Source organism: Siccibacter colletis (genome assembly GCF_000696575.1).
Lineage (GTDB): Bacteria > Pseudomonadota > Gammaproteobacteria > Enterobacterales > Enterobacteriaceae > Siccibacter > Siccibacter colletis.
The window spans coordinates 629628-642723 of sequence record NZ_JMSQ01000006.1; the positions used below are offsets into that span (position 1 = coordinate 629628).

The 13096-nt window shown below is 58.5% G+C and carries 13 protein-coding genes; 9 read left to right on the forward strand and 4 right to left on the reverse strand.

Annotation, left to right across the window (positions count from 1 at the left end; genetic code table 11):
* Nucleotides 1–7: 7 nt before the first annotated feature.
* From aspS to ruvB, 6 genes are all read left to right on the forward strand, one after another.
* A complete protein-coding gene (gene aspS / locus ET34_RS0108625; RefSeq protein WP_031521206.1) occupies nt 8–1786 on the forward strand; it encodes an aspartate--tRNA ligase in 1779 nt (592 codons plus the stop codon).
* Between the two features lies 1 nt (nt 1787).
* On the forward strand, nt 1788–2231 hold the full coding sequence (gene nudB / locus ET34_RS0108630) for a dihydroneopterin triphosphate diphosphatase (RefSeq protein ID WP_031521207.1): 444 nt from the start codon (nt 1788–1790) through the stop codon (nt 2229–2231).
* Nucleotides 2232–2258: 27 nt separating this feature from the next.
* The gene (locus ET34_RS0108635; RefSeq protein ID WP_031521208.1) at nt 2259–2999 is read left to right on the forward strand and encodes a YebC/PmpR family DNA-binding transcriptional regulator; all 741 of its coding nucleotides are present in this window, start codon (nt 2259–2261) and stop codon (nt 2997–2999) included.
* 37 nt (nt 3000–3036) lie between these two features.
* On the forward strand, nt 3037–3558 hold the full coding sequence (gene ruvC, locus ET34_RS0108640; protein ID WP_031521209.1) for a crossover junction endodeoxyribonuclease RuvC: 522 nt from the start codon (nt 3037–3039) through the stop codon (nt 3556–3558).
* Nucleotides 3559–3634: 76 nt separating this feature from the next.
* Nucleotides 3635–4246 carry a Holliday junction branch migration protein RuvA gene (gene ruvA, locus ET34_RS0108645; protein WP_031521210.1) on the forward strand — a complete coding sequence of 204 codons (612 nt, stop codon included), beginning with the start codon at nt 3635–3637 and terminating at the stop codon, nt 4244–4246.
* A gap of 8 nt (nt 4247–4254) precedes the next feature.
* Nucleotides 4255–5265 carry a Holliday junction branch migration DNA helicase RuvB gene (gene ruvB / locus ET34_RS0108650; RefSeq protein WP_031521211.1) on the forward strand — a complete coding sequence of 337 codons (1011 nt, stop codon included), beginning with the start codon at nt 4255–4257 and terminating at the stop codon, nt 5263–5265.
* A gap of 40 nt (nt 5266–5305) precedes the next feature.
* Here the strand turns inward: ruvB and znuB are convergent, their stop codons facing one another.
* Nucleotides 5306–6091: a zinc ABC transporter permease subunit ZnuB gene (gene znuB, locus ET34_RS0108655; protein ID WP_031521212.1), complete on the reverse strand. Its 786-nt coding sequence runs from the start codon at nt 6089–6091 to the stop codon at nt 5306–5308.
* Nucleotides 6088–6843 carry a zinc ABC transporter ATP-binding protein ZnuC gene (gene znuC / locus ET34_RS0108660; RefSeq protein WP_031521213.1) on the reverse strand — a complete coding sequence of 252 codons (756 nt, stop codon included), beginning with the start codon at nt 6841–6843 and terminating at the stop codon, nt 6088–6090. The genes znuB and znuC overlap by 4 nt, the downstream gene beginning before the upstream one ends.
* Before the next feature lie 78 nt (nt 6844–6921).
* Between znuC and znuA the strand changes: the two genes are divergently transcribed.
* The 3 genes from znuA to lpxM all read left to right on the forward strand — a co-directional run bounded on the left by znuA (nt 6922) and on the right by lpxM (nt 10296).
* Complete coding sequence (znuA, locus tag ET34_RS0108665) at nt 6922–7854, forward strand: zinc ABC transporter substrate-binding protein ZnuA (RefSeq protein ID WP_072001995.1); 933 nt, start codon at nt 6922–6924, stop codon at nt 7852–7854.
* Between the two features lie 15 nt (nt 7855–7869).
* A complete protein-coding gene (gene mepM, locus ET34_RS0108670) occupies nt 7870–9189 on the forward strand; it encodes a murein DD-endopeptidase MepM (protein WP_031521217.1) in 1320 nt (439 codons plus the stop codon).
* A gap of 129 nt (nt 9190–9318) precedes the next feature.
* The gene (gene lpxM, locus ET34_RS0108675) at nt 9319–10296 is read left to right on the forward strand and encodes a lauroyl-Kdo(2)-lipid IV(A) myristoyltransferase (RefSeq protein ID WP_031521218.1); all 978 of its coding nucleotides are present in this window, start codon (nt 9319–9321) and stop codon (nt 10294–10296) included.
* 43 nt (nt 10297–10339) lie between these two features.
* On the opposite strand, the gene pyk is transcribed toward lpxM, so the two are convergent.
* Nucleotides 10340–11782 (reverse strand): pyruvate kinase, encoded by a 1443-nt coding sequence (pyk, locus tag ET34_RS0108680; protein ID WP_031521220.1) that lies wholly within the window; start codon nt 11780–11782, stop codon nt 10340–10342.
* A 130-nt stretch (nt 11783–11912) separates the two neighbouring features.
* Nucleotides 11913–12782, reverse strand: coding sequence for a MurR/RpiR family transcriptional regulator (locus ET34_RS0108685; RefSeq protein ID WP_031521222.1), 870 nt, complete (start codon nt 12780–12782; stop codon nt 11913–11915).
* Nucleotides 12783–13096 lie beyond the last annotated feature (314 nt).

The following is a 13096-nucleotide window of genomic DNA, read 5'->3' on the forward strand; positions in this document are numbered from 1 at the left end:
ATATCTCATGCGTACAGAATATTGCGGGCAGCTCCGACTGTCCCACGTGGGGCAGCAGGTGACTCTGTCTGGTTGGGTCAACCGTCGTCGCGATCTCGGTAGCCTTATTTTCATCGACATGCGCGACCGCGAAGGTATCGTGCAGGTGTTTTTCGACCCGGATCGCGCGGATGCGTTCAAGCTCGCCTCTGAACTGCGTAATGAGTTCTGCATTCAGATTACCGGCACCGTACGTGCCCGTGATGAAAAAAACATGAATCGCGACATGGCGACCGGTGAAGTGGAAGTGTTCGCCACCGATCTGACCATCATCAACCGCGCCGAGCCGCTGCCGCTTGACTCCAACCAGGTCAACTCTGAAGAAGCGCGTCTCAAGTACCGCTACCTGGATCTGCGCCGCCCGGAAATGGCCCAGCGCCTGAAAGCGCGTGCTAAAATCACCAGCTTTGTGCGCCGCTTTATGGATGACCACGGCTTCCTCGACATCGAAACCCCGATGCTGACCAAAGCGACCCCGGAAGGCGCGCGCGACTACCTGGTGCCGTCCCGCGTGCATAAAGGTAAATTCTACGCGCTGCCGCAGTCCCCGCAGCTGTTCAAGCAGCTGCTGATGATGTCCGGCTTCGATCGCTATTATCAGATCGTAAAATGCTTCCGCGATGAAGACCTGCGCGCTGACCGCCAGCCGGAATTCACCCAGATCGACGTTGAGACCTCCTTCATGACCGCGCCGCAGGTGCGTGAAGTGATGGAAGATCTGATCCGCAAGCTTTGGCTTGAGATCAAAGGCGTGGACCTGGGCCAGTTCCCGATCATGACCTTCGCCGAAGCCGAGCGCCGCTACGGTTCCGACAAGCCGGACCTGCGCAACCCGCTGGAGCTGGTGGATGTCGCCGACCTGCTTACCGCGGTCGAATTCAAAGTTTTCTCCGGCCCGGCTAACGATCCGAAAGGCCGCGTTGCCGCACTGCGCGTGCCGGGCGGTGCCCAGCTGAGCCGCAAGCAGATTGACGACTACGGCAAGTTTATCGAGATCTACGGCGCGAAAGGCCTGGCGTACATCAAGGTTAACGAGCGCGCAGCAGGTCTGGAAGGTATCACCAGCCCGGTGGCGAAATTCCTCAACGCGGACATCGTCGAGGCTATCCTTGAGCGCACCGGTGCGCAGGACGGCGACATGATCTTCTTCGGCGCCGACAAGAAAAAAGTGGTTGCCGACGCGCTGGGCGCGCTGCGCCTGAAGCTCGGAAAAGATCTCAGCCTGACCGACGAGGCCAAATGGGCGCCGCTGTGGGTGGTTGACTTCCCGATGTTCGAAGAGGACGGCGAGGGCGGCCTGAGCGCCATGCACCATCCGTTCACCGCGCCGAAAGACATGACGGCCGACGAGCTGAAAGCCGCGCCGGAAGAGGCGGTGGCTAACGCTTACGATATGGTGATCAACGGCTACGAAGTGGGCGGCGGTTCCGTGCGTATTCACCGCGGCGACATGCAGCAGACGGTATTCGGTATTCTCGGCATCAACGAGCAGGAGCAGCGCGAGAAGTTCGGCTTCCTGCTCGACGCCCTGAAATTCGGTACCCCGCCGCATGCGGGCCTGGCGTTTGGTCTGGATCGCCTGACCATGCTGCTGACCGGTACTGATAACATCCGTGACGTCATCGCCTTCCCGAAAACCACCGCGGCGGCGTGCCTGATGACCGAAGCACCAAGCTTCGCGAATCCGGCCTCCCTCGGCGAGCTGGGTATTCAGGTGATCAAAAAAGAGTCCCCGGAGAATAAGTAATATGCAGTATAAGCAACCCGTTTCGGTACTGGTGGTCATCTATGCCGAAGATACGAAACGGGTGCTGATGTTACAGCGACGCGACGATCCCGAGTTCTGGCAGTCGGTTACCGGCAGCCTGGAAGCGGGGGAGACCGCGTTGCAGGCCGCCGCGCGTGAAGTAATGGAAGAGGTCGCTATTGATGTGGCGCAGGAGCCGCTGAGCCTGGTCGACTGTCAGCGCACGGTGGAATTCGAAATCTTTACTCATTTGCGTCATCGCTACGAGCCGGGCGTTAAGCGCAACACGGAATACTGGTTCCGTCTTGCGCTGCCCCACGAGCGGCAGATTGTCTTTACCGAACATCTGACCTACCGCTGGGTGGACGCCGCGGACGCCGCCGCGCTCACCAAGTCGTGGAGCAACCGGCAGGCGATTGAAGAATTTGTGATTAACGACGCCTGAACGGCGAGCTTTCTGGAGATATTTTTTATGGCAGGTCATAGTAAATGGGCCAACACCAAACACCGCAAAGCGGCACAGGATGCCAAACGCGGTAAGATCTTTACCAAAATCATTCGCGAGCTGGTGACCGCTGCGCGTCTGGGCGGCGGTGATGCCGGCTCTAACCCGCGTCTGCGTGCGGCCATCGATAAAGCGCTCTCCAACAACATGACGCGTGACACCCTGAACCGCGCTATCGCGCGCGGCGTCGGCGGTGATGAAGACGCGAACATGGAAACCATCATCTATGAAGGTTACGGTCCGGGCGGCACCGCCGTGATGGTCGAATGCCTGTCCGATAACCGCAACCGTACCGTGGCGGAAGTGCGTCATGCCTTCACCAAAACCGGCGGCAACCTCGGCACCGACGGCTCCGTGGCGTATCTGTTCAGCAAGAAGGGCGTGATCTCCTTCGAAGCGGGCGATGAAGACACCATCATGGAAGCGGCGCTGGAAGCCGGTGCGGAAGACGTGGTGACCTACGACGACGGCGCGATTGACGTCTACACCGCCTGGGAAGAGATGGGCGCGGTGAAAGATGCGCTGGAAGCGGCAGGTCTGAAAGCCGACAACGCTGAAGTCACCATGATCCCGTCCACCAAAGCCGACATGGATGCGGAAACCGCACCGAAACTGCTGCGTCTCATCGACATGCTCGAAGACTGTGACGACGTGCAGGAGGTGTATCACAACGGTGAGATCTCTGACGAGGTCGCAGCCACGCTGTAATGGGTACGTTCACCAGTAGCGTAACGGGAGAGGCGTGATGGCGATTATTCTGGGTATCGACCCGGGCTCACGCATCACCGGTTACGGTGTGATCCGCCAGGTCGGACGGCAGCTCAGCTACCTTGGTAGCGGCTGCATCCGCACCAAAGTTGACGATTTACCGTCCCGCCTGAAGCTGATTTACGCTGGCGTCAGTGAAATCATCACCCAGTTTCAACCGGATTATTTCGCCATTGAGCAGGTGTTTATGGCAAAAAACGCCGACTCGGCGCTGAAGCTCGGCCAGGCGCGCGGGGTGGCGATTGTGGCGGCGGTGAATCAGGATCTGCCGGTATTTGAATACGCCGCGCGTCAGGTAAAGCAGACGGTGGTTGGCACCGGCGGGGCCGACAAAAGCCAGGTGCAGCACATGGTGCGCACCCTGCTCAAGCTGCCGGCGAACCCGCAGGCGGATGCCGCGGATGCGCTGGCCATCGCCATTACCCATTGTCATCTCAGCCAGAATCTGGCCCAGATAAGCGAAACGCGGCTTAATCTGGCCCGGGGGCGGCTGCGGTAAAATTAAGGCTGGATGTTTATCCAGCCTTTTTTATATGATACGGGCAACTTTTTGCCGCGAAACGCAGGAGCGCATTGTGATAGGCAGATTACGAGGCACCATTATTGAGAAGCAGCCGCCGCTGGTGCTGCTGGAAGCATCAGGCGTTGGTTATGAAGTGCATATGCCGATGACCTGTTTCTATGAGCTGCCGGAGCTGGGCAGCGAGGCGGTGATCTTTACCCATTTTGTAGTGCGCGAAGATGCCCAGCTGCTGTTCGGGTTTAATAACAAGCAAGAACGCACCCTGTTCCGCGAGCTGATCAAAGTCAACGGCGTAGGCCCGAAGCTGGCGCTGGCGATCCTCTCCGGGATGTCGGCCCAGCAGTTCGTTAACGCCGTGGAACGTGAAGAGCCTGCTGCGCTGGTGAAGCTGCCCGGCATCGGCAAAAAAACCGCCGAGCGTCTGGTGGTGGAGATGAAAGACCGCTTCAAAGGGTTGCACGGCGATCTCTTCACGCCAGCGGCAGATCTGGTGCTGACGTCACCGGCCAGCCCGGCGGTAGACGACGCCGAAGCAGAAGCGGTTGCTGCCCTGGTATCCCTGGGTTATAAACCTCAGGAAGCCAGCCGTATGGTGAGCAAAATCGCGCGTCCTGATGCAGACAGCGAGACACTGATTCGTGAAGCGCTCCGCGCCGCGTTGTGAGGTAAAGGATGATTGAAGCAGACCGCCTGGTCGCCCCGGGCAGTATTACCGCCGAAGAGGTCGCTGACCGTGCGATTCGCCCGAAGCTACTGGAGGAGTATGTCGGCCAGCCGCAGGTGCGCTCGCAGATGGAAATTTTTATCCAGGCGGCGAAACTGCGTGGCGATGCGCTCGATCACCTGCTGATTTTTGGCCCGCCGGGGCTGGGAAAAACCACGCTGGCGAATATCGTGGCCAACGAAATGGGCGTTAACCTGCGCACCACCTCCGGCCCGGTGCTGGAGAAAGCCGGCGATCTGGCGGCGATGCTCACCAACCTTGAGCCGCACGACGTGCTGTTCATCGATGAAATTCATCGTCTGTCGCCGGTGGTGGAGGAGGTGCTCTACCCGGCGATGGAAGATTATCAACTCGATATCATGATCGGCGAAGGGCCGGCGGCGCGCTCGATTAAAATCGATTTGCCGCCGTTTACCCTGATTGGCGCCACCACCCGCGCCGGCTCGCTGACCTCGCCGCTGCGCGACCGTTTTGGCATCGTCCAGCGGCTGGAGTTTTATCAGATTGAAGATCTGCGCCACATCGTCAGCCGCAGCGCCCGCTATCTTGGGCTGGAGCTGAGCGAAGAGGGCGCGCTGGAAGTGGCGCGTCGTTCCCGCGGTACGCCGCGTATCGCCAACCGCCTGTTGCGCCGCGTGCGCGATTTCGCTGAAGTACGCCACAATGGCGACATCTCCCATGAAGTGGCGGCGGCGGCGCTGGATATGCTTAACGTCGATGCGGAAGGGTTTGACTATATGGACCGCAAGTTGCTGCTGGCGGTGATTGATAAGTTCTTTGGCGGGCCGGTGGGGCTGGATAACCTCGCCGCCGCTATCGGCGAAGAGCGCGATACCATTGAGGACGTGCTCGAACCCTATCTGATCCAGCAGGGCTTCCTGCAGCGTACCCCGCGCGGGCGTATGGCGACAGTCCGCGCCTGGAACCACTTCGGCATCACGCCCCCGGCTATGCCATAAAAAAAGCCCCGGTTAACCGGGGCTTTTTTGTCTCTGCGGCTCAGACCGCGTTTTTCTTCATCATGCTGAAGATAAACATCAGGGCGGCACACAGCACCACCGACGGCCCGGCAGGGGTGTCGTAGAAGGCGGAGAAGGTGAGGCCACCGGTAACCGCGACCATGCCGATCCCTACCGCAATGCCTGCCATCTGCTCCGGCGTGCGCGCAAAGCGGCGCGCGGTGGCAGCAGGAATAATCAGCAGCGAGGTGATAATCAGCGCCCCGACGAATTTCATCGCCACGCCGATGGTCAGCGCGGTCACCAGCATCAGCAGCAGTTTCACCCGCTGCAGCTTCACGCCATCCACAAACGCCAGATCCGCGCTGATGGTCATGGCCAGCAGGCTGCGCCACTGCCAGAACAGAATGCCCAGCACCACAACTACACCGCAGCCGATGGCGAGCAGATCGTCCGGCGTCACCGACAGCAGGTCACCAAACAGGTAGGCCATCAGATCAACGCGGATGTTCGACATCAGGCTCACCACCACCAGTCCGAGCGACAGGGCGCTGTGGGCCATAATCCCGAGCAGGGTGTCGATGGCCAGATGCGGACGTTTTTCCAGCCACACCAGCCCACCGGCCAGCAGCAGGGTAACGGCAATCACCGCATAGAACGGATTGACGTTCAGCAGCAGGCCGAAAGCGACGCCCAGCAGCGAGGCGTGCGCCAGGGTATCGCCGAAATAGGACATGCGACGCCAGACCACAAATGAGCCAAGCGGACCCGCCGCGCACGCGAGCATGATCCCGGCCAGCCAGCCGGGTAACAGTAATTCAATCATGAGTGGCCATTTCCTCTGCGCAGAATAATACGACCTTCCAGATCGTGGCGGTGATTGTGGTGATGGCGGTAGATGCCGAGCTGTTCAGCGCCGCGCGGCCCGAACATGGAGATGAACTCCGGATGCATGGACACCACTTCCGGCGTACCTGAGCAGCAGATGTGCTGGTTCAGACACAGCACCTCGTCGGTTTTCGCCATCACCAGATGCAGATCGTGGGAGACCATCAGTACCGCGCAGTTAAGCTCCTGGCGCAGCTGGTTGATGAGATCGTAGAGCGCCACCTGCCCGTTGACGTCCACCCCCTGAGTTGGCTCGTCCAGCACCAGCAACTGCGGGCTGTTCAGCAGCGCACGCGCCAGCAGCACACGCTGGGTTTCCCCGCCGGAGAGTTTTTGCATCGGCGCATCCACCAGATGGCCGGCCTGCACGCGTTTCAGGGCAGGGAGGATGTCGGCTTTGCGGGTACCGGGGCGCAGACGCATAAACCGACTTACCGTGAGCGGCAGGGTGGCATCAAGGTGCAGCTTTTGCGGCACGTAACCGATGCGCAGCTGCGGACCCCGCTTGATAACCCCCGAATGGGGTGCTACCAGTCCCAGCACGACGCGTACCAGCGTGGATTTTCCGGCTCCGTTTGGCCCCAGAAGGGTGAGGATTTTGCCCGGCGTTAATTTCAGTGAGACGTCAGAGAGGACACGGCGTTGACCGAATACTACAGAGACTTTTTCGAGTTCAACCAGATTCGTCATAGGAATTTAAACATTGCACAAGTCAGCGGATGTTATAATATCACACCCCCCGCACTGATGAAGATGAAAAGACGCATTATGTTACATAAAAATACGCTTCTTTGCGCGGCGCTCGGCGCGGCGCTTACCGGTGGTGTTGCACTCAATGCTGATGCGGCTGTTGTCGCTTCGCTTAAGCCCGTGGGCTTTATCGCCGCCGCCATTGCTGACGGCGTTACCGACACCGAAGTCCTGCTTCCCGATGGCGCATCCGAGCATGATTATGCACTGCGCCCGTCAGATGTAAAACGCTTGCAGGGCGCGGACTTAGTCGTCTGGATCGGCCCGGAAATGGAAGCCTTCATGGAAAAGGCGGTGGTTCACATACCTGAGCAAAAACAAATCGCTCTGGCGGAACTTCCTGCGGTGAAACCGCTACTCATGAAAGGAGCGCACGACGATGAGCACGAGCATCATGATGGTGAAGATGAGGAAGAACATCATCATCATGGTGAATATAACATGCATATCTGGCTTTCGCCTGAAATCGCAAAAGCCTCTGCGGTTGCAATCCACGATAAATTAGTGGAACTTATGCCGCAACGTCGAGCCAAACTGGACGCCAACCTGAAAGAATTCGAGGCTGAATTAGCCCGAACCGATGAGCAGGTTGGTCGCGTGCTCGCACCGCTGAAAGGGAAAGGGTACTTCGTTTTTCATGACGCCTATGGCTACTACGAAAAACATTTCGGGCTGTCTTCCCTCGGGCATTTCACGGTAAATCCCGAAATCCAACCCGGTGCGCAGCGTTTACATGAAATCAGAACACAGCTGGTTCAGCACAAAGCCGAATGCGTTTTTGCTGAACCGCAATTCAGGCCAGCGGTCGTTGAAGCCGTTGCCAGAGGAACGCAGGTGCGAATGGGTACTCTGGATCCACTGGGAACAGCCATCGGTGTGAGCAAAGCGAGCTATATGCAGTTCCTGACTCAACTATCGAACCAGTATGCGAGCTGCCTGAAAGGAGATTAACGAGGAAGTGAATACGTGCAACAGATAGCCCGCTCTGTCGCCCTGGCATTTAACAATCTGCCTCGACCCCACCGCGTTATGCTGGGGTCACTTACTGTTCTTACACTTGCGGTCGCCGTCTGGCGACCCTACGTTTATCACCCTGAATCCGCGCCAATCGTTAAGGCGATTGAGCTTGAGCAGAACGACATTCGTTCCCTGCTGCCGGAAGCCAGTGAACCTATCGACCAGGCACCGCCGGAAGACGATGCCATCCCGCAGGATGAACTGGACGATAAAACCGCCGGCGAAGCAGGGGTTCATGAATATGTCGTCTCCACCGGCGATACCCTGAGCAGCGTGCTCAATCAGTACGGTATCGACATGGGAGAGATCAGCCAGCTCGCCACCGTCGATAAAGATCTGCGTAACCTGAAAATCGGCCAGCAGATCTCCTGGACGTTGACCGACAACGGCGAACTTCAGCGCCTCACCTGGGAACTCTCCCGCCGCGAAACCCGCACCTACGACCGCACTGCTACCGGCTTCAAAATGAGTAGCGAAATGCAGCAGGGCGACTGGGTAAATAACGTCTTCAAAGGCACCGTTGGCTCAAGCTTTGTCAGCAGCGCGCGCGATGCCGGCCTGACCAGTACCGAAATCAGCGCCGTGATCAAATCTATGCAATGGCAGATGGACTTCCGCAAGCTGAAGAAAGGCGACCAGTTCGCCGTGCTGATGTCGCGCGAGATGTTCGACGGTAAGCGCGAGCAGAGCCAGCTGGTGGGCGTGCGTCTGCGCTCTGACGGCAAAGACTACTACGCGGTGCGCGCCGATGACGGTAAGTTCTACGATCGCAACGGCTCTGGTCTGGCGAAAGGCTTCCTGCGCTTCCCGACCGCAAAACAGTTCCGCGTCTCGTCCAACTTCAACCCGCGCCGCGTTAACCCGGTAACGGGTCGAATCGCCCCGCATAAGGGCGTCGATTTCGCTATGCCGCAGGGCACGCCGGTGCTGGCAGTAGGTGATGGCGAAGTGCTGGTGGCAAAACGCAGCGGCGGAGCCGGTTACTACGTGGCTATCCGTCACGGTCGTACCTACACCACGCGCTACATGCACCTGAGAAAGCTGCTGGTGAAACCGGGCCAGAAAGTGAAACGCGGCGATCGCATTGCGCTGTCGGGTAACACCGGACGCTCAACCGGGCCGCACCTGCACTATGAAATCTGGATCAACCAGCAGGCGGTGAACCCGCTGACCGCGAAGCTGCCGCGTACCGAAGGGCTTACCGGCTCGGATCGTCGCGACTACCTGGCGAAAACCCGCGAAGTTACGCCGCAGCTGCGATTCGATTAACCGCTGCGCAATTGACAGCCGGCATCGCCTGATGCCGGCTTTTCTTTTTGTCTGACCCGCCGCCCGCCGCTACAATGTCTGATAATTTATTCCCGGTAGTAGTGGCTATATTCTGGCCCGAGAAGGCGTATGGAAACTAAAAAAAACGTAAACGAGTACATTCCCACCTTTGACCGTGCTTTTCTTCATCCTCGCTTCTGGGGCTCCTGGGCGGGTGTTGGCGCGATCGCTGCCGTAGCAATGCTGCCGCCGTCGGTGCGCGATCCGCTGCTGGCGAAACTCGGACGGCTGGGCGGTCGGCTGGGTAAAAGCGCCCGCCGTCGTGCACAGATAAACCTGCTGTATTGCTTCCCGGATATGCCGGAAAGCCAGCGCGAAGCGATAGTCGATGAGATGTTTGCCACGGCACCGCAGGCGATGGCCCTGACCGCCGAGATGGCGATCCGCGGCGCAGATAAAGTGATGCCGCGCATCGTCTGGCACGGTCGCGAGATCATTGATGAGATGCAGCGCACCAATGAAAAAGTGATTTTCCTGGTGCCGCATGCCTGGAGCATCGATATTCCGGCGATGCTGATGGCCGCCAGCGGCTATCCGGTTGCCGGCATGTTCCACAACCAGGGCGACCCGGTGTTTGACTACGTGTGGAATAAAGTGCGCCTGCGCTTTGGTGGCAGGCTCCACGCGCGTAACGACGGCATCAAGCCGTTTATCAGCTCGGTGCGTGCCGGCTACTGGGGCTACTATCTTCCCGACCAGGATCACGGCCCGGAGCAGAGCGAGTTTGTCGATTTCTTCGGTACCTATAAAGCCACGCTGCCGGCGATTGGCCGCCTGATGAAAGTGTGTCGCGCTCGTGTGCTGCCGCTGTTCCCGGTCTACAACAGCAAAACCCACCAGCTGGAAATCTACGTGCGTCCGCCGATGGACGATCTCATTGATGCGGATGACCGCACCATCGCCCGGCGCATGAATGAGGAAGTGGAGATTTTCGTGCGCCCGAACCCGGAGCAGTACACCTGGATCCTGAAGCTGCTGAAAACCCGTAAGGAGGGCGAGATCCAGCCGTACAAGCGCAAAGATCTCTGGGGCAAAAGCGCCAAATGAAAAAAGCCCTCGCGATGAGGGCTTTTTTATTGCCTGAGGCCGGTTACTCGACGGTCAGAATGCGGGTGGTGTTAGTGGTGCCAATGGTACCCATCACGTCACCCTGAGTGACGATCACCAGGTCGCCCGACACCAGGTAACCTTTGTCGCGCAGCAGATTGACCGCATCCTGCGCGGCGACCACGCCGTCGTTCGCGTTATCGAAGTACACCGGGGTCACGCCGCGGTACAGCGCGGTCAGGCTCAGAGTGCGCTCGTGACGCGACATGGCGAAGATCGGCAGGCCGGAGCTGATACGTGAGGTCATCAGCGCGGTACGGCCTGATTCGGTCATGGTAATGATGGCGCTCACGCCTTTCAGGTGGTTAGCGGCATACATCGCCGACATGGCGATGGCTTCTTCCACATTGTCGAACTGCACATCGAGACGATGCTTGGAGACGTTGATGCTCGGGATCTTCTCGGCACCCAGGCAGACGCGCGCCATCGCCGCCACGGTTTCGGCCGGATACTGCCCGGCGGCCGTTTCGGCTGAGAGCATCACTGCATCGGTACCATCCAGCACGGCGTTTGCCACGTCCATCACTTCGGCGCGGGTCGGCATCGGGTTTGTGATCATCGACTCCATCATCTGGGTAGCGGTGATCACGGCGCGGTTCAGCTTGCGGGCGCGACGGATCAGGGTCTTCTGAATGCCTACCAGTTCCGGGTCACCGATTTCTACCCCGAGGTCACCGCGGGCGACCATCACCACGTCAGAGGCCAGAATGATGTCGTCCATCGCCTCGTCGCTGCACACCGCTTCCGCACGCTCAACTTTGGCGCAGATCATGGCATCGCAACCGGCGTCGCGCGCCAGACGGCGAGCATAGTTGAGGTCTTCGCCGCAGCGCGGGAAGGAGACGGCCAGGTAATCGACGCCGATTTTCGCGGCGGTAACGATGTCGGCTTTATCTTTTTCGGTCAGCGCTTCCGCGGAGAGACCGCCGCCGAGCTTGTTGATGCCCTTGTTGTTGGAGAGCGGGCCGCCGACGGTCACTTCGGTGAACACGCGCATGCCGTTCACTTCCAGTACCTTCAGCTGTACGCGGCCATCATCGAGCAGCAGAACGTCGCCCGGCACCACGTCGGCCGGCAGACCTTTATAGTCGATGCCAACTTTCTCTTTATCGCCTTCGCCTTTGCCCAGGTTGGCATCGAGCAGGAACTTGTCGCCGATATTGAGGAAGACTTTGCCTTCTTTAAAGGTGGAAACACGAATTTTTGGCCCCTGAAGGTCGCCAAGGATCGCGACGTGGCGGCCCAGTTTCGCGGCGATTTCACGCACTTTGTCTGCGCGCAACTGATGATCTTCCGGGGTGCCGTGGGAAAAGTTCATACGAACAACGTTAGCACCCGCAGCGATGATTTTTTCGAGGTTGTTATCGCGGTCAGTAGCCGGGCCTAATGTGGTGACGATTTTGGTTCTGCGAAGCCGTCTGGACATGTATTACTCCGTTGACTGAAACAACTTAGGCGTTGCGTGAATATAAAAGGGGGTAACTCAAACTGCCGCTGGGGCAAAGAGAGTGACCATAACCGAATGTATGAATAAGTTACAGCTTTGTTATAAAAAATTAGTCGCGTTCGCCGGGGATATGTAGCGTCTTATCAAAGCGCGATTCTTTAAGCGCTTCCTTGACTCGCTTCAAGTTATCCCGGAATTTTGCTCCGCGGCGCAGAGTAAAACCGGTAGCCAGCACGTCAATCACCGTCAGCTGCGCCAGGCGAGACACCATCGGCATATAGATGTCGGTGTCTTCCGGGACATCCAGCAGCAGCGCCAGCGTCGCTTCCCGCGCCAGCGGTGAGCCTTCCGAGGTAATGGCCAGCACCATCGCATCGCTTTCGCGCGCCAGCCGTGCCAGCTCCACCAGGCTTTTGGTGCGCCCGGTGTGGGAGATCAACACCACCACGTCGTCGTCGCTGCAGTTCATACAGCTCATGCGCTGCACCACGATGTCATCGGAATAGACGACCGGCACGTTGAAGCGGAAAAACTTATTCATCGCATCGTGAGCCACCGCCGCCGACGAACCCAGCCCGAAAAAGGCGATCTTCTTGGCCTGGGTCAGCATATCCACCGCGCGGTTCACCGCCGACATATCCAGCGCCTGGCGCACCTGGTCGAGGCTCGCCATTGCCGATTCGAAAATCTTGCCGGTGTAAGCCTCCACGCTGTCGTCTTCATCGACGTTGCGATTCACATACGGGGTGCCGTTTGCCAGACTTTGCGCCAGATGTAGTTTAAAATCGGGAAAGCCACGGGTGTCGAGGCTGCGGCAAAAGCGGTTCACCGTCGGCTCGCTCACGCCGGCCTCGCTGGCGAGGGTCGCGATGCTTGAATGAATGGCGCTTGAGGGGGAAGCCAGAATCGCTTCGGCCACTTTACGTTCTGATTTGCTAAGGTATTCCAGATGGCTCTGGATCTTTTCCAGCATATTCATGATTTGCGTATAACTCAGCGAGGTAAGCGGTTCTACAACGTGGTAAAACCGTGAGGCGAATGCCCGAATATACTCCGCGATGGCACAGCAGGGGAAAGTCAGTCACGGGAATGTTGTTGTTTTTTTTCATAACTTGATCAACATCGACTTTTCCTGTGCCGTCGCGTTCATTTTATCAGCACCTGCTGTTCACGCCTGCTGCCACGCGTCCGGTGAGATCCACGCAACGGCAATAACGCACCTTACGCCACGTGCTAAAGGTTTCGTGAAACGGGCAAAAGCAGTAGAGTGCTGCGTAATAAAATTACAAGCAG